This window comes from Nonomuraea sp. NPDC005650 (genome assembly GCF_040605375.1).
Taxonomy (GTDB): domain Bacteria; phylum Actinomycetota; class Actinomycetes; order Streptosporangiales; family Streptosporangiaceae; genus Nonomuraea.
Map to the genome: position 1 here is coordinate 83,066 of NZ_JBEXCR010000023.1, position 17,945 is coordinate 101,010.

Below are 17,945 nucleotides of genomic sequence, written 5' to 3' on the forward strand. Positions count from 1 at the left end.
CCCCGCCACGCCCGCCGGTCAGCTCGCGGAGGGGTTGCGGTGGGTGGAGAGGAAGTCCCACAGGAGCCGGGAGGCGTCGGGGCCGGACGGGTCGCCGAACAGGCCGGAGCCCTTGGGCCACTGGTGGCCCAGGCCGTCCACGAGATACTTCTCGATCATGGTGGCGCCGGTGCCGCGGTCGGTGTAGACGGTGCGGGTGTAGGGGTGGTCGCCGGGGTTCTCGACGCGTTCGGTCAGGTCGGGCACGTCGTCCACGTCGCCGTCGTCCAGCCCGTCGATGGCCAGGTCGTCGATCTGGGCCCAGTGGGTGACCAGGCGGTCGGCGGCCAGCGGCGGGACGACGGTGTCGGCGGTGCCCTGGAAGACCAGGGCGGGCACTGGCCGGGCGCGGGGGCCCATGGCGGCGTACGCCTTGGTGGCGGTCTCCTCGGGGCTGATCGTGTCCGGGTCGTCGGCCAGGGCGGGGTCGCAGGCGTACTCGCAGCCGGCGCCGATGCCGACCGCGGCGTACAGGTCGGGGTAGGTGACCGCCATGATCGTGGCCATGGCCGCGCCGGACGACGCGCCCGCCACGTACACGCGCTGCGGGTCGACCGCGAACTGCGCGCGCACCTGGCGCGTGATGCCGGCGATCAGCGACGGTTCGCCCGCGTCGCGGGATCGGTGCTCGGGCAGCTCCCAGTTCCAGCAGTTCATCAGGTCGGACAGGATCGACTGCGTGGGGTAGACGACGATGAAGCCGCGCTCCTCGGCCAGCTCCGACAGGTGGGTCGTCGCCTCCATCGAGTTCAGCTCGTAGCCGCTCATGAGGCAGCCGTGCAGGGCCACCAGCATCGGCATCGGCGTGCCCGGCCGGTAGGAGGAGGGGAGATGGACCTTGTAGGTGCGTAACCCCGCGGCGTTGGCGTAGACGCCGTAGTGGGCCGTTCCGGTGCCGGCCGCCGCGGGGGAGGCGGTGACCAGCACCAGGGCGAGAGAGGCGATCAGCGACATCATCTTCATGACGGGTCTCCTAGCAGGGCCTCGGTCGTGCCCGGAGGGTGATGGGTGACGGTGCCGTCGAGGTGGGACAGCTCCACCGGGACGGGGGAGTCGACCGCGACCCGGCCGTCGGCGACCTCCACCGAGATCAGACCGTACGGCGAGGGCACGGCGCCGCGCGCCCAGGCCAGCCCGCCCAGCCGGGGGGCCACCCGCACCCGGGCGTAGCCCGGCTCCGCGGGGGAGATGCCGAGCGTGTGGACGACCAGGTCGCGGGTGGGCGTGGCGGACCAGCCGTGGCAGTACGACCCGCCCTCCCAGCACTCGCGGAACGCGCTCGGCGCGCCGTCGAGCAGCGCGGACCAGTCGCGGCACAGGCCGGCGATCTCGTCGGCGGCGCCGAGCAGGGCGAGCGCGTCGTGGACCACGTAGCGGAAGAACGGCTGGGCGCCGACGACGAGCCGGTGCACGTCCCAGTCGGGTTCGTCGCGGGCGGACACCGAGCCGCCCGCCGTGGGGCCCTTGGCGTCGCCGCCGTGGTCGGCCAGCGGGCTGCGGGTGAACATGGCCTTGCGGTCCAGCAGCAACGCGCGGGCGCGGGCGTACCGGTGCTCCGGCACCAGGCCGGCGCAGACGGCCGCCGCGGTGGTGTGCTCGCTCACCGCCGGCCGCACCTCGCCGTCCACCAGATGATCCCGGTACGCGCCGCGCGCCTCGTCCCAGAACGCCTCGAACGCCTCCCGTACGCTCGCGACCAGCTCGCGCGCCCACCGAGCCCGCCCGTGGTCGCCCAGCCATTCGGCGATGTCGGCGAAGTCGGACAGCCCGCGCGCCCACAGCGCGTTCAGCGCCGCGCTGGTGCCCCGCACCTGCACCGGCGACCAGTCGATGAGCACCCAGCCGGTCACGTCGTGCACCAGCCCGTCGCCGCCGCGGAACGGCAGGAACCACCGCAGCACGCCCTCCGCGACCGGCATCAGCCCGGCCACGAGCTCCCGGTCGCCGGTGTAGCGGTACAGGTTGTGCACCGAGCGGATCCAGTGCAGCGCCCAGTCGGGGATCGCCGGGACGAACGGCGCGGCGAAGTCGCCCGCCGCAACCATGGGCAGCATCCCGTCGGGCCGCGGCTGGGCCGCCAGCCGGGGATGCCACCGGGCCAGGCTCCAGTCCGGGTTGGCGACCAGGTCGACCGACTGGTGCACCACGGAGTCGCCGGTCCAGGCCCGCTGCTCCCGGGTGGGGCAGTCGAGGTACGCGTCGTGCGCGGTCAGGTCCACCGTGCGCAATCCCACGCGGTGGATCTCCTCCAGCTCGGGGTCGGAGCAGGCGAAGTACGGCCCGGCGGGCCGGGGTCGCAGTCGTTCGGCGAGCTCCACCCGGGACAGCCGGACCCTGCCCCGGCCGCGCAGCGACAGCACCGCGAACCGGCCGCCCGCCGGGTCGGCGAGCTCGAACACGTCGTCGCGGCCCCGGGTGGTGTAGCGGAAGACGTTCGCGCTGTCGAAGGCCGCGGCGGTGACCACCTCGAGGAGCGCCCCGTCGACCACCACGCCGGGACCGGCCTCCACGGTGAGCCGGAGGTGGCCGCTGACGATCCGGCCGAAGTCGGCGACCACGAGCCGGGCCGCGCCGTCCAGGTCCAGGTCTCCGTGGATCCGGGTGGCAGGACCGGCCGCGGCGAGGTCGGCCACGAGGCCGGCCGGGTGGTCGGCGGGCGCGCCCTCGGGACGCTCACACGGGATCGGGGCGACCGTGATCGTCTCGGCCGCGCGGACGTCGCCGGCCAGGCGCGGGATCGGCCGGGGTGACATCGCCCCGTACGGCTCCGAGGGCGGCCGGGCGTCGGAACCGCCGCCCACCACCGCCGTCGCGGGCAGCTCCCGCGCCTGGGCCCAGCCGCTGTCGTCGAAGTCCGGAAGGTGCCATTCGGGGGCGAGAGCGCGCGCGTCGAAGAGCTCCGGCACCTGGGAGATCAGCAGGCCGCGCGGTCCGGCGGGCGTCCATGCGGTGGCGTCCTGGCAGCGCCAGCCGTCGTCGGTGACGATCCACCCCTCGTCCGGCGCTTCGAGGTGGAGCTCGGCCGCCAGCGAGCCGCCGCCGAGGGTGAACGTCCAGGGGGCGGGCTCCCACCAAGGGGTGCGGTGGCCGTAGAAGCGGGCCAGCACCGCGACCACGTTGTGGCCCTCGCGCAGCGCGGGGGCGGCGTCCCCGGTGTCGTAGTGCAGCATGCGCGGGCCGTGCCGCACCGGGCCGCGAGCCAGCTCCACGCCGTTGACGTACAGGACGTGCCGCGAGTCGGAGACGACCCGGAACGGCGCGCGGCCGGGCACCCGGGCCAGGTCGAAGGTCCGGCGGAACAGCACCCTGCGGTCGAACCTCTCGGGATCGAGCGCTCCCAGCGGGAACTCCCGCGTCGCCGGCCCGTGCGCGGTGCGCTCCGACCAGATCCACCGGCCGCGCCAGCGGGACGGCCAGGCGGGGCTATCGGGCGAGCAGTCCATGGGTTTCCTCTCTGCGACGGGCGAGGTCGGCGGCCACGCGGGCGCTGAGCGCCCGGCTGACCGGGTAGAGCGCGAACAGCGCGGCGGAGAGCAGGGCCAGCGCCGCGGGCAGCGCCGACTGGGCCAGCACGATGCCGCGCAGGCCGGCGGCCGACTGCGCCTGCCCGGCGGCGTAGCCGGTGGCGGAGAGCGTGTAGCCGGTGAGCGCCGCGCCGAGGCCGCCGCCCGCCTTGGCCGCGAACGAGCCCAGCGAGGCCAGCGCGCCCTCCATCCGGTGCCCGCCGCGCCATTCGAGGAAGTCCACGAGCTCGGCCACGATGACGTACACCAGCGTGAGCGCGCCTCCGCCGCCGAACCCGGTCAGCGCCAGCGCGGCCAGGATCAGCGGCACCGCGTCCGCGGGCAGCGCCAGCAGGGTGCCGATCGAGATCGCCTCCAGCGTCAGCGCGCCGATGAAGGTCGCCTTGTAACCCGCGAACCTGGCCACCCACGGGAACACGATCGTGCCCGCGGCCGTGGGGATGACGGTGACCAGGGCCGCCACCGCGATCAGCGCGCGGTCGCCGACGACGTACGTGAAGTAGTACGCCAGGCCCGCGCTGCGGGCTCCACTGGCCGCGGTCAGCGCGACCACCGCGCAGAAGAGCACCACGACCGCCCGGGTGGTGACCAGCGCGCGGACCAGGTCGCGCGGGCCGTACCGCTCCTCGCCGGCCGGGCGGACCCGCTCGCGCACCCGCGCCGCCGCCGTGGCGGTCAGCGCCACCGACACGACGGCCAGCCCGGTGACGAACGCCGGCCACCCGACCGCGTCGGCCAGCGGCAGCGCCGCCGCGGTGACGAGCGCGCCGCCGAACAGGTAGGCGAACGCCTTGATCCCCGACAGCTGCCTGCGGTCGGCGGGGTCGGTCGCCATGGCCGGGATCAGCGAGTTCAGCGGGATGTCCATCAGGTCGAAGGCGAAGCCCCACAGCAGGTACGCCACCCACACCGCGGCCAGCGGCCAGGGCGCCCACGCGGGGGCCAGGAACAGCGCGACGAAGCTGAACGCCGCGACCACACCCCCGACCAGCAGGTATGTCCGGAAGCGCCCCCACCGCGTGACGGGCAGGTGGTCGATCACATAGCCCATCACCGGGTCGCTGACGCCGTCGACGATCCGGGCGACCAGGAACAGGGTGCCGACCGCGGCGGCCGCCAGCCCGATCACGTCGGTGAGGTAGATGAGCAGGAACGCGTTGATCGTCGTGCTGAACACGATGTTGCCCACGTTGCCGCCGAAGAAGGCGGCCTTCTCCGTGAGAGCGACCCTGGGGGGAATCGTCGCCATCCGGCAGCTCCTAACCGTTGTGATGAGCTACATACTGATGAGGGTCAGCGGGGGAGACCACTGGACGGCTTCGTAGAAGAATCGGATGGCGTTTGTGACGGATCACAAAGAGCTGGTGATCGGGGGAGTACCGGTGCACCGGCGCCTCTCGCGGGAGCGGAACCGGCTGGCGCGGGTGCTGGTCGAGCGGCTGGTCACCGATGTGGCGACGTACCGGCGGCTGCCGCCGGGGGAGCTGGCCCCTGACATCCACACCGTGGTCGAGGCGAACATCCAGGCGTTCGCCGCAGCGGTGCGCGACCGGCGCGTGCCCGACGCGCTCGGCCGTCAGGTCGGCGAGCAGGCCGCCCATGGCGCCGAGGAGGGGATGCCGCCCGAGGCGGTGCTGACCGCGTTCCACCTGTCCTTCGCCGAATGCTGGCGTTCGCTGGTGCGCGACGCCGAGCCCGCCGACCTGCCGGACGTGATCGCGTTCACCGAGCTGACCATGGACTACCTGCGGCGGGTCACCGAGACCGTGGCCGCCGCCTACTTCGAGGAGCGCCGCCGCGTGTCCCGCGAGGACCAGGACGCGCGCTACCGCCTGATGTCCGCCCTGCTCAGCGGCGAGCCGGTGGAGGGGCTCGCGGCGAGCGCGGGCCTGCGGGTGCCGCCGGCGTACGTCGTGATGAGCCTGCGTACGCACCCGGACGAGGACGCCGGCGAGAGCGCCGTCGCCGCGCGGCGCAAGGTGCAGCGGATGCAGCGGGAGCTGGAGCACGTCGGCGAGGAGCCGGTGCTGTCACTGCTGGACGGGACCGGCGGCACGGTCCTGATCCCGGGCCCGCTCGCGTCCGGCGAGGCCGAGGCCCTGGCCGCACGGCTGAGCGCGGCCGGGCGCGCCGAGATCACCGCGGCGGTCGCCGAGGCCGAACCCGCCGGGGTGCCCGCGGCAGTGCGGCAGACCCGGGACATCCTCGACGTGGTACGCGGCTTCGGCCACGGGCCCGGCGTGTACCGGCTGTCCGACGTGCTCCTCGAATACCAGCTCACCCGCCCGACCGCGGCCACCCGCGAGCTGGCCGCCCTGCTCGACCCGCTCGACGACTTCCCGGACCTGCTGCTCACGCTGGAGGCGTACCTGCGGCACGGCCGCGCCCGCCGCGCCACCGCCGCCGGCCTGCACGTCCACCCCAACACCCTCGACTACCGCCTGCGCCGGGTGGCCGAGCTGACCGGCCTCAGCCCCGCCGACGACCTCGCCCTCCAGAGGCTCGCCGCCGCGATGGCCGCCAGGAAGGCCGGCTGACCCGTCAGCCGCTGCGGAGGCAGCCCTCCGGCAAGGTGGCCCCGGCATCGCAGAGATGCCTGATGGCCGCGGCGAACGAATAGCAGTCGAAAAGCGCCGAATGCTCGCTCCCGGCCGCGGGTTTGGGCAGGCCGAGCACCTGCCACAGGCGGCCGACATTCGCCGGTCTCGTCGCCGGCGCAATGGTGTTCAGCCAGGGCCGGATATTCAGGAAGCTCGCGTCGAGAAAGCCGTTCTTGATTTCTTCTCCGCGGGCCCGCGCCCAGCCCACGTTCTCTCCGACCACGACCATGTCATTGCCGTAGGAGAGCACCGACTGGTCCCGGCAGAATCCCAGGAAGTCGCCGAGCGCGGCAGCGGGCGAGAGCCCGTCCTGATCCACGGCCTCCTGGGTGATGCCGGTGAGCTCGGTAAAATACGTGGACAATTGAGGATTGGCCACCGGCCGAACCAGGGCTTCATATTCTTCGACGACGGAATAGTCTTCCGTCAAACGCAGGGCGCCGATCTGCACGATCTCGCGAAGCTGCCCAGGGGCCGCCCAGTCCTGCTCAAGCGCTTTCGGCCAGGACGTGAACTCAAGGTCAAATATCACGAACGTTGACAAAATTATCTCCCCATTGTCGGGAACGGCCGTCCGGCAGTCTATCGGCCCGCCGCCCGGCGAACTCGAACCCCGACGAGCAGCAGCGCCACCGCACTTCCGAAACCGGCCGTCATCAGGAAACACCACGCCACCCACGGAAGCCCTGCCTCCGCTCCACCGCAGTCGAGGAGATACGAGAAGGCCATGAACGCCCAGTGAAGCGTGACCACCGCCACGACGAGTGCCGCCAGCAGCCCCATCACCGTCCCGGGCCACCGCTTCGACCAGGCGGCGACCGCCCAGGACACCAGGATGCTCACCATGGGAAGAGCGTTGAGGGCCAGATAGCCCCCATAGGAGGACGCGAACTGCTGCCGGAAATCGAGCCAGATGTCACGCAGAGTGGCCCACGACTTCGCCAGCCCCGAGGGAAGCGGACCATAGCCCGTGCAGCCCACCGCGCCGGCACTCTCGAAGAACGCCGGCAGCCATAAGCACAGGAAGCTGAGCAGGCTGGCCGCGAACGCGGCCGGCCACCATCGGAGATGACGCCACCGAGGCATTGCCCGCCTTCCTGGAAAGGATGATCAACGGCAGCCATTGTTCCAGCCGGCCGCGGTGGTGGCGTTCGCGTCCAGGTGGCTGAGAGAGGTCAGCCGCGGGTCTTGCGGTAGGCGTCCTTGAGGCAGATCTTCCCGTCGCGGAAGCGCCACAGGTCGATGCCGTGCTCGCAGTACGGCGAGCCGTCGTCCGCGACCAGGTGGTAGGTCCAGGTGCACACGGCCCATTCGCCGTTCATGAGCGGCTCGCCCTGCTCGATGACCGCACCGGCGTCGTGCTCGAACATGACCCGGAACCCGTCGGCCAGCTCGGCACGGCCGCGGAAGGTGCGGCCCGGCTCGGGGCCGACGGACGCGGCGTAGACCGCGTCCTCGGTCATCTGCTCCAGCAGCCCGCCGACGTCGCGCCTGGCCCAGGCGTCGGCGAAGCGTTCCAGGCATTCACGGGGGCTCGTCTCAGACATCGTCGTCGTACTCCTGTGCGAGGTAGGCGTCCAGGTCGGGGCCGGCGGGGTTGGCCAGGACGTGTGTGATCCAGGCGCGGCGTTCGAAGTCGGTGACGCTCAGCTCCCACACGCAACCGGCCGCCTGGCCCGGGTGCGGCGCGAGCTGCTCCGGCCGGTCGGCCGGTGCGGACAGGACCTGCTGGTGCACCTCGTTCTTCTCGGCCCACCAGCAGGCCAGCGCGTAGCTGAGCCGGGGTGCGTCATGGGCGATGACGAACCCGACGCCGTACCTGCCGGGCGTGACGGCGGGCGCGGGGAGCGCCTCCCGGGCGGCGCGCAACGCGGCCTCGGCGACCTCCGCGCGGACGGGCCGCCCGCGCGGCGCGATCGTGTACAGCTTGACCACCCAGTCACCCAGCTCGGCCCGGCGCCGGAAACGCACGCTGCGCGGTTGGTACGGGAGGTCGGGCGATGGCGGGCGCACGCAAGGCTCCTTATTTAATAAGGTATGATCGGACATACTCCTTAGATGTAGAGGCTAGCGGAGGATCTCGTGTCTGTGCAGCCCCTGGACGCCATCAACCGCGTCCTGCTGGCGGAGCTCTCCCGCGACGGACGCAAGACGGTCCGCGCGCTCGCGTCGCTCGTGGGGCTGTCCGAGCCCTCGGTACGCGACCGGCTGGACAAGCTCTCCCGGGACGGAGTGGTCACCGGCTACCGCGCGATCGTCGAACCGGCGGAGGTCGGCGCGGGCACGGCCGCGTTCGTCGCCCTGCGCTTCAGCTCCGAGCCCGGGGCCAAGGCGGAGGTCAACGCGGCCCTGGAGCGGGAGCCGTGCGTGCTGGAGGTGCACGAGGTGGCGGGCGAGGACTGCTACCTGATCAAGGTCAGGGTGGGCAGCACCGTCGAGCTGGCCGACGCGCTCGACCGGATCCGCGCGATCCCGGTCATCTCGCACACCAACTCCACGGTCGTCCTGCGCACCGTCTTCGAACGGCCGGTCACCGTCGAGGCCGCAGGGTTTGCGAGATGACGTAGCGGCCGGCCGTGCCGAAGGAGCTCGCCGACGGCCTCTCGACCCGTTCCCGCGGACCTGGCAGCATGATCGTGACACGCCCCCGTCCCCGGAGGTCCCCTTGACCGTCTTCCTGCGGGTCGTCCTCTCCTCCCTGGTGGCGGCCCTGGTCGCGGTGCCTGCCGTGCCGGCCGCGGCGGCATCGGCGGTGGCTCCGGCCGGAATGTTCAGGTTCGTGGTCGCCATCGGCGGTCTGAAGACCTCCTCGCGCGAGAACTGGGTGCGCCTGGCGACCTACTCCCTCACCGCCGACGGCACCGCCTACGACTCCCACTTCCACTGGTCGCAGCGCGTGCGGGTGGCCCGCAACGGCACCGGCGTCACCGGCGCGGGCTGCGGCGTACGCGCCTGCGAGGTGCAGACCGCCAACGGCTTCCAGGCGAGCACCTTCCCCAAGAAGCTCAGCGGGACGTACACCGTGACCGGCTCGGTGCTGCGGATCACCTGGACCGACAACGGATGGGAGGAGTGGACGGTCAGCGAGCCGATCCCGGGGCAGCTCGCCAAGCTCACCTTCCGGGGCAGCTCGTTCGGCGCGACGCACGGGTACGGCTACGGCAGCAACGCCGCGTGGAGCGAGCGCGCGTCGACCGCGCAGATCGCCGCGTTCGACCACACCCGGCTCAAGCACGACTACCACCTGTGGAAGACCGACGCGGGAACGCCGTACCTGGACGAGGGCGCGGGCAGCCCGTTCTGGCTGACCGGGTGGCGGCAGTGCTCGGGCGGCCGGTGCCTGGGCGGCGCCACGACGGCCACCGACTACTACCTGTCCACGGCGAACGCCACCTCGAACGACCGCAGGAACACCATCTGGCACTGGCGGCGCGAGCTGGCCGACGCGCGTGGCGAGCACTGCTACACCGGAAACTCGCACGTCAAGCCCATGCTGCAGATCATCGACAACTCGGGTGGCTTCCACGGCTGGGTCGCGGTGGAGGCCTCGCTCAACCAGTCCTCACCCGCCCAGGGCACCTCGGCCGACGACATCGGGGTCTTCGAACTCAGCGAGTTCTGACGGCCAAAGGGGAGGCGCTGCCGGGCGCGTTCTGGAAGTCTGCCACGAATGACCACGAACGACCTCGACGAAGCGCTGGCCGAGCTGAGGCAGCCCAGCGGGCGGGAGGCGTACCTGCGCGCGTTCGGCACCCTGCTGCACAGCGAGGACGCCGACGCCGTGTGCGCCGCCCTGGACGACTATCGGCACGAGGAGGCGCTCACCCGGTTCGGCGGGAGCAACCCGCTCGAACCGTTCGCCAACGAGGTGCTCTTCGCCGCGCGGGATCTGCTCAGCCGTCCCGCTGATCCGGACGTTCACGCCAGCGCCCTCAACGTCCTGGGGAACCTCGCCGAGCACGAGGACGCGGACCTGATCGCCGACGCCCTCGACGGCGCCACGGACGTGGACGTGCTGGCGAACGGCCTGTCCGCGGCCGCCGCCGTCCTGATGGACGACCCGGAGCCGAGCCCGCGGCTGCTCGCGATGATCACCGCCATGGTCCTCGACGAATCCCTCGACGTGGAGACGCGGCGCGAAGCCCTCTCGGCCCTGGACCAGGTCGAGGCTCCCGAGATCGACGACCTGCTCGTCCGCGCGAGCGAGTCGACCGAGCCGGCCCTGCAGGTCGGCGCCGCGCTCCGGCTCTCGATGCCGGGCCGGATCAGGGCACACCGCGAGCGGGTCGAACGGCTCGTGGCGTCCTGGCCGGAGAACCTGGGGCGCGACACGAGCGCCGTACGCGAGAACCTCGAAGGCTTCCACAGCCTGCACTGGACCGGCGTCGAGCCGGCCGACCCGGAGTTGCGCGCCGCCCATTGGGAGCTGCGCTTCCCGATCGACGACGAGACCTGCCTCCAGGCGTTCCTGACGTTGCTCCGCAGCGACGACACGGTGGCCGTGGGGATCGCGCTCGACCACTACCAGTACTGGCAGGGGCTGCGCCGGGTGCTCCGGGACGAGACCTCCGCCGAGCGTCACCTGCCCGAGGTGCTCGCCCGCGCCCGCGAGGAGCTGCGGCGGCCGCCCTCGCCCGCCGAGCTGAGCCCCGGGCACGGGCAGGCCGCCAACCACGTCAGCGCCCTCAACGTGATCGGAAGGGCCCACGCGACACCGTCGGACGCGGACCTGGTGGTGGACGTCCTCGCGCGGGCGGCCACGGACCGGGTTCGCGACGATGCGGTCTGGATGGCGTACGGCGTGCTCGACGAGGCGGAGGTGAAGGACCGGCGGGTCGTCGACGCCCTGAGCGACCTGCTGTTCGCCCCCGCGCCCCGCTTCACCTTGGTGAAGGAGAAGGCGATCCGCGTCCTGTCCGAGGCGCTCGGGCCGGAGGCCGACGACGTGCTGCTGCGCCTGGTGCGCGGCGACGACGTGCCGGCCCAGGCACACGCGGTCTACTACCTGGTCAGGTCGGGAGGTCTCGACAGGTACCGCGACCTGCTGGTGGAGGTGGCCGAGAGCTGGGGCGGGCGCTCGCCCGCGCATCCGTGGGGCCACGACGTGGCCGAGATGGTGCTCGGCAAGCTGCACAGCCGCTTCTGGGAGGGGCTCCGGCTCGCCGGCCCCGGCCTGCACCGCGCCCACCGCGAACTGCGGGCCCCCACCTCGGCGGAGGCGTGCCACCGCGCCCTGCGCACCCTGCTCGCCGACGGCGACCAGGTGGCCGTGGGGATCGCCCTGGACCACTGGTGGCACCCGGACGGGATCGCGCGGCACTTCGGCGAGGAGGCCAGGAGCGCCGAGGCGCCGCTCGTCCTCGACCGCGTCAGGGAAACGCTCCGGCAGCCCCCTTCACCGGCCGATCTCAGTCCCGACACCGGCCTCGGGGCCAACCACCTGAGCGCGTTGAGCGCCCTGCGGGCCGCCGGGGTGCGGGACGAGCCGCTGCTCGCCGACGTCCTGGAAGGGGCCGCGAACGACTGGATCCGCGACACCGCCCTGGAGATCGCGTCGTCGTGGTTGGAGGGCGCCGAGGAGGCGGACCCGCGGCTCGTGGCCGCGCTGGGGAACGTCGCGTGCGACCGCGCCCTTCCGCTCGGCGACCGCCTCGCCGCCGTCAGGGTGCTGGACGGGGCTCCAGGTTCGGCTCCCGTGCTGGTGCGCGTGACGGGGTGTCCGGAGGCGGAGATCCAGGCGGCCGCCGCCTACGGGCTGCTGTACGACGAGGTGATCGACGAGCACCGCGACCTGATCGAGCGGCTGAACGCGGGCTGGCCCGTGGAGGACGCCCCGTGGGAGGTCCGGCGCGTCCGCGACGCTCTGGAGTAGTCGTAAGGGCTATAATCCCTTTTTATCGGTTACCGGGAAGCGGGTGAGGCGTGCGGATCTCCATCACCGACTACGCGGTGGGTGCGACGCTGGCCGGAGACCTGGCCAACACCTCGCCCACCGTGCGGACCACGGCGGGGGAGGCCCTGCCGACCCCTGAAGCGCTGACGCGGTTCCTCGCGGAGCGCGGGCTGCGGCTCGACGCCGTGCCGACCGGCGACGACGTACGCGAGGTCCACCTGCTGCGCAGGGAGGCGCGTGGCGTCGTGGAGACCGAGACGGAGGAGCAGGCCGTCGCGGGCGCCATCGTGCTGGCCGGGCGGGCCGGCCTCAGCCCGGTGCTGGACCGCGATGCCGGCGGGCGGTGGCAGTGGTACGTCCCGACCGCGCCCGGAGCGTCACCGGCGGAGGAACTGGCCGCGATCATCGGCATCGGGCTGCTCGGCGCCGTCCGCACCCTGGGCCACGGCCGGTTCCGCGCCTGCGCCGCCCCGGGATGCCGCGGCGTGTTCGTCGACACCAGTCGCGGGGGGCGCCGCGTCTACTGCATGCCTGACCTGTGCGGCAACCGGCTCAACGTCGCCAATCACCGCGCACGGAGCCGGCATGCGGACAAAGGAGACCTTCATGCAAGACCCTGACGACCGCGCGGTGCTCGTCGGAGCCATCCGGCTCCCGGACGGCTCCTGGATCCGGGGGCGCGGGCTGCGCCATCCGCTGCCGGCGGGGCCGACGCCCGACTTCGGCCTGTACCTGGGCTCCGGCCGGCTCCGCCGCCGCCACGAGAGCGAGCTGCGCTGGCCCCACGAGTGGATCCGGTGGCCCGACTTCCTGCTGCCCAGCGACCACGACCTGGCCGTGCGGCAGATCCGCGCGCTGCACGAGCGGGCGCGGGCGGGCGCCACGGTGGAGGTGGCGTGCGGGGGAGGCGTCGGGCGCACCGGCACGGTCATCGCCTGCCTCGCCGTCCTGGCCGGCGCCGATCCGGCCGACGCCGTCGCCTGGACGCGCGAGCACCACCACCATCGGGCCGTCGAGACCCCGTGGCAGCGCCGCTGGGTGCTGCGCTTCCGCTCGGACGACCAGGGCGCCGACCCCGCGACCTCGCGCTGAGCCGAGCGGGCCCGGCCATCGCCGTGGCCCCGGCCGTCAGGTCGGTGATCTGCTCGCCCTCGCGGACGCCTTACGGCCGTTGGTCGGGAAATGGTCCGTCGACGGCATGCCCCGGCGGACGGTCACGACCCCACCTTCACGGTCGTCCCCGTGCGCAGGCTCTCGCTCGCGGCCTCCGCCAGAACGAGCGCCGCCTGGCCGTCGTCGAAGCCCGGGGAGGGCGCGGCGCCGCTCTCCACCGCCGTCACGAAGTGGTCCATCTCCGCGCGGTAGGCCGGGGTGTACCTGTCCAGGAAGAAGTTGAAGTACGGGGCGGCCACCTCGGTCCTGTCGGCTCCGGAGAACCGGACGCTGGTCGGGAGCTGGTTGGCCGCCGACAACATCCCCAGCTCGCCGAACGCTTCGAGGCGCTGGTCGTAGCCGAACGCGCAGCGGCGGGAGTTCGTGATCGACGCGAGGGCCCCCTGCGCGCCCCGCAGGACGACGACCGCGCCGTCGATGTCACCGGCCGTGGCGATCTCGTCCGAGACGAGGTTGGCCCCGGTCGCGGTCACCTCCACGACCTCCCCGAGGAAGAACCGGGCCATGTCGAAGTCGTGGATCGTCATGTCCCGGAACAGCCCGCCGGAGGTCGCGACGTAGGCGGCCGACGGCGGCGCCGGGTCGCGGCTGATGATCACGAGCTGCTCCAGCGCGCCGACCTCGCCCGCCGCGACCCGGGCGCGGATGTCCTGGAACGACGGGTCGAAGCGCCGGTTGAATCCCACCATGACCCGGTCCGCCAGCTCGCCGATCTCCGAACGGCAGGACTCCACCCGGGCCAGGTCGAGGTCGATCGGCTTCTCGCACAGCACCGCCTTGCCCGCCCGTACGGCCCGCGTCAGCAGGTCGACATGCGTCGGGGTCGGCGAGGCGACGACGACGGCGTCGATCGACGGGTCCCCGAGCACCGCGCCGGGGTCCGTCCCCCACTCCGTCCCGAACCGGGCCCCGACCTCGTGCGCCGCGGACTCGACCGGATCGCAGACCCGGACGAGCTCCGCCCGCGGATGCACGTCGATCGAGTCCGCGTGCACCCGGCCGATCCGCCCGCAACCGATCAGCCCCAGCCTCACCATGACTCGCTCCTTTGCCGCAAGAGGGCACTTAGATCGGTCTAAGTCCCTCGGTGCGGCCTAGTGTGGTTCGGGGCGCCCTGTCCGTCAAGGGGTGATTTAGATCGGTCTAAGTTTTGACTTTCAACCCGGTCCAGGCGTCGCTACGCTGGCGCCATGACGGTCGCCGGACACAACCCGGGGCGAGACCGCGTCACGCTGGCCGACGTCGCCGCGCGCGCGGGTGTCTCCAAAGCCCTCGCGTCGCTGGTGATCCGTGAGGCTCCCGGGCCCAGCGCGGCCTCGCGCGAGGCCGTCCTGCGCGCCGCGGCCGAGATGGGCTACCGGCCGGACCCGACGGCCCAGCTCTTGCGCAAGCACCGGTCACGGCTGATCGGGGTGCTGTTCGACCCGGGCGACCCCTTTCACGCCGATCTTCTGGAGGCGCTCTATCCGGCGGCCGAGCAGTCCGGCTACGAGGTCGTCCTCGGGGCCAGGGTGGCCACCCGATCCGAGGCCCGTGCCGTCGACGGGCTGATCGCCTCCCGGTGCGAGGCCCTGGTCCTCATCGGCACGGAGGCCCCCGCCGCGCAGCTGCGTACGATGGGCGAGCGACTGCCGGTCACCGTCGTCTGCCGGCGCGGCGACCGGGCGGGGGTGGACGCCGTCCGGGCCGCCGACGAGGCCGGCGCCGGCGCCGCCGTGGAGCTGCTGCTGGGGCTCGGCCACCGCAGGATCCGGCTGGTCGACGGCGGTCGGCACCCGGGCGCCACCGAACGGCGGCGTGGCTACCGCAACGCCATGCGCCGCCATCGGCTCACGGTCGACGTGGTCCCCGGCGATCACACCGAGGACTCCGGCGTCCTCGCCGCGCAGGCGCTCCTGGCGGATCGCGGCGGCGTGACCGCCGTTCTGGCCAGCAACGATCGTTGCGCCGTGGGGGTGCTGGACACCCTGCGGCGAGCCGGCGTCGACATCCCGGGGGAGATGTCGGTCGTCGGTTACGACGACTCCAGGCTCGCGCGGATGACCCACGTCAACCTCACGACCGTGGCCCAGGACCCGGTCGAGCTGGCCCGCCTCGCCGTCGACTCCGTCGTCGGCCGGCTCGACGGAAAGTCGGCCGACCCGCCACGCGAGCTGCTCATCGACCCCCACCTGGTGGTACGCGGGACGACAGGCCCGGCCCGGACGGCGACGGCCTGACCGTTCGGGTGTGCGACCTTCCCGGCTTGGGCGTCAGGCGTGTTCGCGGTAGAGGTCGGTGAGCAGGGCGACGGCGGCGTGGGTGGCGGGGTGGGGGTCGTGCCGCCGCCAGATGAGATGGACAGGGACGGGGTCGGCGTCACGCAGAGGGCGGTAGACGATGCCGTCGCGGCGATACTGCGCGGCGGTCGACTGCGGGGTGACGCCGACGCGGCGGCCGGTGGCGATGGCGGCGAGCCAGTCGTCGATGTCGTGGGTGTACTCCGTCGCGGGGCGGGCGCCTTCGGGCCACAGATCCAGGGTGGTGGTGCCGGTGCGGCGGTCGACCACCAGGGTGCGCTCGCGGATCTCGTCCAGGCGGATGCTGCGGCGTCTGGCCCATGGGTCGTCGGAGGCGAGGGCGACATAGCGGCGCTCGTGGCCGACGAGCGCGTGGGCGTGGCGGCGGGTGTCGATGGGGACGCGGACGACGGCCAGGTCGCACAGGCCCTCGGCGAGGCCGCCGGTGGGGGTGTTGTGGCGGATCAGGTGGAGCTCGACGTCGGGGTGGCGATCGTGCCACCGGCGCTGGAACTCGGCGGTGTGGCGGCCCATGGCGGACCAGGCGTGGCCGATGCGCAGGCGGGTGTGGCCGGTGGTGGCCTGGCGGACCAGCTCGTCGGCCTCGGCGAGCAGGTGGCGGGCGCGGGCGAGGACCTGCACCCCGGCGGTGGTGGGGGCGAGGGTACGGCTGGTGCGGTGCAGCAGCCGCACCCCGAGGATCCGCTCCAGCGCGATGAGGGCGCGGGAGACCGCGGCCTGGGAGAGGCCCAGCTCGATCGCGGCGTCGGTGAAGCTGCCGGTGTCGACGATCGCGACCAGGCAGCGCAGGTGCCGCAGCTCCAGCTCCGTAGGGCCATCCATGCGTCCAGAGTATAGATGCGGCGTTGGATGCATTTTGCGTATGCGTCGGCGTGGCCGATGGTGGTGCCATGGCACTGAAAGCCGCAGAGACGGCGGTGACCCCCGCCGCGTCGCGGGCGATCTCGCCGCGGTGGTCCGGGATCGCGCTGATGGTGGGCAGCGGACTGTCCAATCAGGTCGGGGCGTCGGTCGCCGCGCTCGCCCTCCCAGTCCTCGGGCCGGTCGGCGTGGTGGCGGTGCGCCAGTGGGTGGCCGCCGCGGTGCTGCTGAGCGCCGGGCGGCCGAGGCTGCGCTCGTTCGGCGCCGCGCAGTGGCGGCCGGTGCTGGGGCTGGCCGCGGTGTTCGCGACCATGAACCTGACGCTGTACGCGGCGATCGACCGAATCGGGCTCGGGCTCGCGGTCACCCTGGAGTTCCTCGGCCCGCTCACCGTGGCGCTGGTGAGCTCCCGCCGCCGTACCGATCTGGCGTGCGCTCTCGCCGCCGCGGCGGCCGTGGTGATCCTCACCCGCCCCCAGCCCAGCACCGACTATCTCGGCATCGGCCTGGCCCTGATCGCGGCCGTCTGCTGGGGCTGCTACGTCCTGCTCAACCGCACCGTGGGCGAGCGCCTGCCCGGTCTGGAGGGGTCGGCCGCCGCCGCGGCCGTCTCGGGCCTGCTCTACCTGCCCGTGGGCGCTGTCGTCCTGTGGCTCCACCGGCCCACCGCCGGTGCCCTGCTGTGCGCGTTCGCCGCCGGTGTGCTGTCGTCCGCGGTGCCGTTCCTCGCCGACCTGCTCGCGCTGCGCCGGGTCCCCGCCCACTTCTTCGGGATCTTCATGAGCGTCAACCCGGTGTTCGCCGCCCTGATCGGCCTGCTCGTCCTCGACCAGCACCTCGATGCGGCGTCCTGGCTGGCCGTCGCCATGATCGTCACCGCCAACGCCGTTGCCGTGGGCACGACCGCCAGGCGTGCGAACCGCCCGGACCCGGCCTGATCACGCGGCGAGGTGCTCGGGGCGGGCGCCGAGGCCGATGAAGCGGCCCATGAGGTGGCGCAGCGGCGGCAGCGCCCGGAACGCCCTGAAGATCGGCGGCACGTGCTGTGTCGTGTCGTCGTGCAGCTCCGTGGGATAGAGATCCCGCAGGATCCCGAGCTGGAACGCCTGGGTCACCAGCGCGGCGCGCTCCCTGCGGGCCTGCACCCGGGCCAGGTCGGCTTCCTCGGGGAGGCCGCCCCGGGCCAGAACGGGGCCCAGCAGGTTGGCGGCGGCCACCGCGTCCTGCACCGCCAGGTTGATGCCCACCCCGCCCGCGGGCGACATGGCGTGGGCGGCGTCACTGATGCACAGCAGCCCCGGCCGATGCCACAGGGGCAGCCGGTCCACCCGCACGGTCAGCTGGTGCACCGCCTCCCAGCCGTCGATCTCTTGTACGCGGTCGCGCAGGTCGGGCGCCAGTCCAGCGTGGAGGGATGGACGGTGTCGCCGCGGAAGTCCCGCAGGAAGTCCGCGTGCTTCTCCAGCACGACCACCTCCACGCCCTGGCGGGCCAGCAGCAGCCCGGCCATCATCCCCGCCGGGCCTCCGCCGACGACACAACACTGTGCGCGCAT

The 17,945-nt window shown here is 73.0% G+C and carries 19 protein-coding genes; 8 read left to right on the forward strand and 11 right to left on the reverse strand.

Annotated elements, in window-relative coordinates; translation table 11 throughout:
• Positions 1–18: 18 nt before the first annotated feature.
• From ABZS69_RS35705 to ABZS69_RS35715, 3 genes are read right to left on the reverse strand one after another with little or no spacing between them, the layout of a single operon-like run.
• Positions 19–1,002: a PHB depolymerase family esterase gene (locus ABZS69_RS35705; RefSeq protein WP_355379806.1), complete on the reverse strand. Its 984-nt coding sequence runs from the start codon at positions 1,000–1,002 to the stop codon at positions 19–21.
• On the reverse strand, positions 999–3,482 hold the full coding sequence (locus tag ABZS69_RS35710; RefSeq protein ID WP_355379807.1) for an alpha-L-rhamnosidase C-terminal domain-containing protein: 2,484 nt from the start codon (positions 3,480–3,482) through the stop codon (positions 999–1,001). The genes ABZS69_RS35705 and ABZS69_RS35710 overlap by 4 nt, the downstream gene beginning before the upstream one ends.
• On the reverse strand, positions 3,463–4,812 hold the full coding sequence (locus tag ABZS69_RS35715; RefSeq protein WP_355379808.1) for a glycoside-pentoside-hexuronide (GPH):cation symporter: 1,350 nt from the start codon (positions 4,810–4,812) through the stop codon (positions 3,463–3,465). The genes ABZS69_RS35710 and ABZS69_RS35715 overlap by 20 nt, the downstream gene beginning before the upstream one ends.
• A 94-nt stretch (positions 4,813–4,906) precedes the next feature.
• Here ABZS69_RS35715 and ABZS69_RS35720 point away from each other — a divergent pair, with 94 nt between their 5' ends.
• The gene (locus ABZS69_RS35720) at positions 4,907–6,100 is read left to right on the forward strand and encodes a helix-turn-helix domain-containing protein (protein ID WP_355379809.1); all 1,194 of its coding nucleotides are present in this window, start codon (positions 4,907–4,909) and stop codon (positions 6,098–6,100) included.
• A 4-nt stretch (positions 6,101–6,104) separates the two neighbouring features.
• On the opposite strand, the gene ABZS69_RS35725 is transcribed toward ABZS69_RS35720, so the two are convergent.
• The 4 genes from ABZS69_RS35725 to ABZS69_RS35740 all read right to left on the reverse strand — a co-directional run bounded on the left by ABZS69_RS35725 (position 6,105) and on the right by ABZS69_RS35740 (position 8,176).
• Positions 6,105–6,707 carry an exonuclease domain-containing protein gene (locus tag ABZS69_RS35725; RefSeq protein ID WP_355379810.1) on the reverse strand — a complete coding sequence of 201 codons (603 nt, stop codon included), beginning with the start codon at positions 6,705–6,707 and terminating at the stop codon, positions 6,105–6,107.
• A 38-nt stretch (positions 6,708–6,745) separates the two neighbouring features.
• The gene (locus ABZS69_RS35730) at positions 6,746–7,249 is read right to left on the reverse strand and encodes a hypothetical protein (RefSeq protein ID WP_355379811.1); all 504 of its coding nucleotides are present in this window, start codon (positions 7,247–7,249) and stop codon (positions 6,746–6,748) included.
• A gap of 89 nt (positions 7,250–7,338) precedes the next feature.
• The gene (locus tag ABZS69_RS35735; RefSeq protein WP_355379812.1) at positions 7,339–7,710 is read right to left on the reverse strand and encodes a nuclear transport factor 2 family protein; all 372 of its coding nucleotides are present in this window, start codon (positions 7,708–7,710) and stop codon (positions 7,339–7,341) included.
• Positions 7,703–8,176: a hypothetical protein gene (locus ABZS69_RS35740; protein WP_355379813.1), complete on the reverse strand. Its 474-nt coding sequence runs from the start codon at positions 8,174–8,176 to the stop codon at positions 7,703–7,705. The genes ABZS69_RS35735 and ABZS69_RS35740 overlap by 8 nt, the downstream gene beginning before the upstream one ends.
• Positions 8,177–8,245: 69 nt before the next feature.
• On the opposite strand from ABZS69_RS35740, the gene ABZS69_RS35745 reads away from it, so the two are divergent.
• The 5 genes from ABZS69_RS35745 (at position 8,246) to ABZS69_RS35765 (ending at position 13,148) form a co-directional block, all read left to right on the forward strand.
• Positions 8,246–8,725, forward strand: coding sequence for an Lrp/AsnC family transcriptional regulator (locus tag ABZS69_RS35745; RefSeq protein WP_355379814.1), 480 nt, complete (start codon positions 8,246–8,248; stop codon positions 8,723–8,725).
• Positions 8,726–8,828: 103 nt separating this feature from the next.
• Entirely contained in the window at positions 8,829–9,785 is a 957-nt protein-coding gene (locus ABZS69_RS35750) for a hypothetical protein (protein ID WP_355379815.1), read from the forward strand.
• A gap of 48 nt (positions 9,786–9,833) precedes the next feature.
• Entirely contained in the window at positions 9,834–12,035 is a 2,202-nt protein-coding gene (locus tag ABZS69_RS35755; RefSeq protein WP_355379816.1) for a hypothetical protein, read from the forward strand.
• Positions 12,036–12,085: 50 nt separating this feature from the next.
• Entirely contained in the window at positions 12,086–12,676 is a 591-nt protein-coding gene (locus tag ABZS69_RS35760) for a CGNR zinc finger domain-containing protein (RefSeq protein ID WP_355379817.1), read from the forward strand.
• Positions 12,663–13,148 (forward strand): protein-tyrosine phosphatase family protein, encoded by a 486-nt coding sequence (locus ABZS69_RS35765; protein WP_355379818.1) that lies wholly within the window; start codon positions 12,663–12,665, stop codon positions 13,146–13,148. The genes ABZS69_RS35760 and ABZS69_RS35765 overlap by 14 nt, the downstream gene beginning before the upstream one ends.
• Before the next feature lie 122 nt (positions 13,149–13,270).
• Here the strand turns inward: ABZS69_RS35765 and iolG are convergent, their stop codons facing one another.
• The gene (gene iolG / locus ABZS69_RS35770; RefSeq protein WP_355379819.1) at positions 13,271–14,266 is read right to left on the reverse strand and encodes an inositol 2-dehydrogenase; all 996 of its coding nucleotides are present in this window, start codon (positions 14,264–14,266) and stop codon (positions 13,271–13,273) included.
• 153 nt (positions 14,267–14,419) lie between these two features.
• On the opposite strand from iolG, the gene ABZS69_RS35775 reads away from it, so the two are divergent.
• Positions 14,420–15,448, forward strand: a complete 1,029-nt coding sequence (locus tag ABZS69_RS35775) for a LacI family DNA-binding transcriptional regulator (RefSeq protein ID WP_355379820.1) — start codon at positions 14,420–14,422, stop codon at positions 15,446–15,448.
• 33 nt (positions 15,449–15,481) lie between these two features.
• Here ABZS69_RS35775 and ABZS69_RS35780 read toward each other — a convergent pair whose 3' ends face one another.
• Entirely contained in the window at positions 15,482–16,351 is an 870-nt protein-coding gene (locus ABZS69_RS35780) for a LysR family transcriptional regulator (RefSeq protein WP_355379821.1), read from the reverse strand.
• Between the two features lie 68 nt (positions 16,352–16,419).
• Between ABZS69_RS35780 and ABZS69_RS35785 the strand changes: the two genes are divergently transcribed.
• Positions 16,420–17,328: an EamA family transporter gene (locus ABZS69_RS35785; protein ID WP_355379822.1), complete on the forward strand. Its 909-nt coding sequence runs from the start codon at positions 16,420–16,422 to the stop codon at positions 17,326–17,328.
• On the opposite strand, the gene ABZS69_RS35790 is transcribed toward ABZS69_RS35785, so the two are convergent.
• Positions 17,329–17,739: an FAD-dependent monooxygenase gene (locus ABZS69_RS35790; protein ID WP_355379823.1), complete on the reverse strand. Its 411-nt coding sequence runs from the start codon at positions 17,737–17,739 to the stop codon at positions 17,329–17,331.
• Positions 17,727–17,945, reverse strand: coding sequence for an FAD-dependent monooxygenase (locus tag ABZS69_RS35795; protein WP_355379825.1), 219 nt, complete (start codon positions 17,943–17,945; stop codon positions 17,727–17,729). The genes ABZS69_RS35790 and ABZS69_RS35795 overlap by 13 nt, the downstream gene beginning before the upstream one ends.

What these genes read in the sequence shown, in the direction of transcription:
- ABZS69_RS35705 (WP_355379806.1), bottom strand. Translation starts at nt 1,002, where the DNA reads ATGAAGATGATGTCGCTGATCGCCTCTCTCGCCCTGGTGCTGGTCACC.
- ABZS69_RS35710 (WP_355379807.1), bottom strand. Translation starts at nt 3,482, where the DNA reads ATGGACTGCTCGCCCGATAGCCCCGCCTGGCCGTCCCGCTGGCGCGGC.
- ABZS69_RS35715 (WP_355379808.1), bottom strand. Translation starts at nt 4,812, where the DNA reads ATGGCGACGATTCCCCCCAGGGTCGCTCTCACGGAGAAGGCCGCCTTC.
- ABZS69_RS35730 (WP_355379811.1), bottom strand. Translation starts at nt 7,249, where the DNA reads ATGCCTCGGTGGCGTCATCTCCGATGGTGGCCGGCCGCGTTCGCGGCC.
- ABZS69_RS35735 (WP_355379812.1), bottom strand. Translation starts at nt 7,710, where the DNA reads ATGTCTGAGACGAGCCCCCGTGAATGCCTGGAACGCTTCGCCGACGCC.
- ABZS69_RS35755 (WP_355379816.1), top strand. Translation starts at nt 9,834, where the DNA reads ATGACCACGAACGACCTCGACGAAGCGCTGGCCGAGCTGAGGCAGCCC.
- ABZS69_RS35765 (WP_355379818.1), top strand. Translation starts at nt 12,663, where the DNA reads ATGCAAGACCCTGACGACCGCGCGGTGCTCGTCGGAGCCATCCGGCTC.
- iolG (WP_355379819.1), bottom strand. Translation starts at nt 14,266, where the DNA reads ATGGTGAGGCTGGGGCTGATCGGTTGCGGGCGGATCGGCCGGGTGCAC.
- ABZS69_RS35775 (WP_355379820.1), top strand. Translation starts at nt 14,420, where the DNA reads ATGACGGTCGCCGGACACAACCCGGGGCGAGACCGCGTCACGCTGGCC.
- ABZS69_RS35780 (WP_355379821.1), bottom strand. Translation starts at nt 16,351, where the DNA reads ATGGATGGCCCTACGGAGCTGGAGCTGCGGCACCTGCGCTGCCTGGTC.
- ABZS69_RS35785 (WP_355379822.1), top strand. Translation starts at nt 16,420, where the DNA reads ATGGCACTGAAAGCCGCAGAGACGGCGGTGACCCCCGCCGCGTCGCGG.
- ABZS69_RS35795 (WP_355379825.1), bottom strand. Translation starts at nt 17,945, where the DNA reads ATGCGCGCACAGTGTTGTGTCGTCGGCGGAGGCCCGGCGGGGATGATG.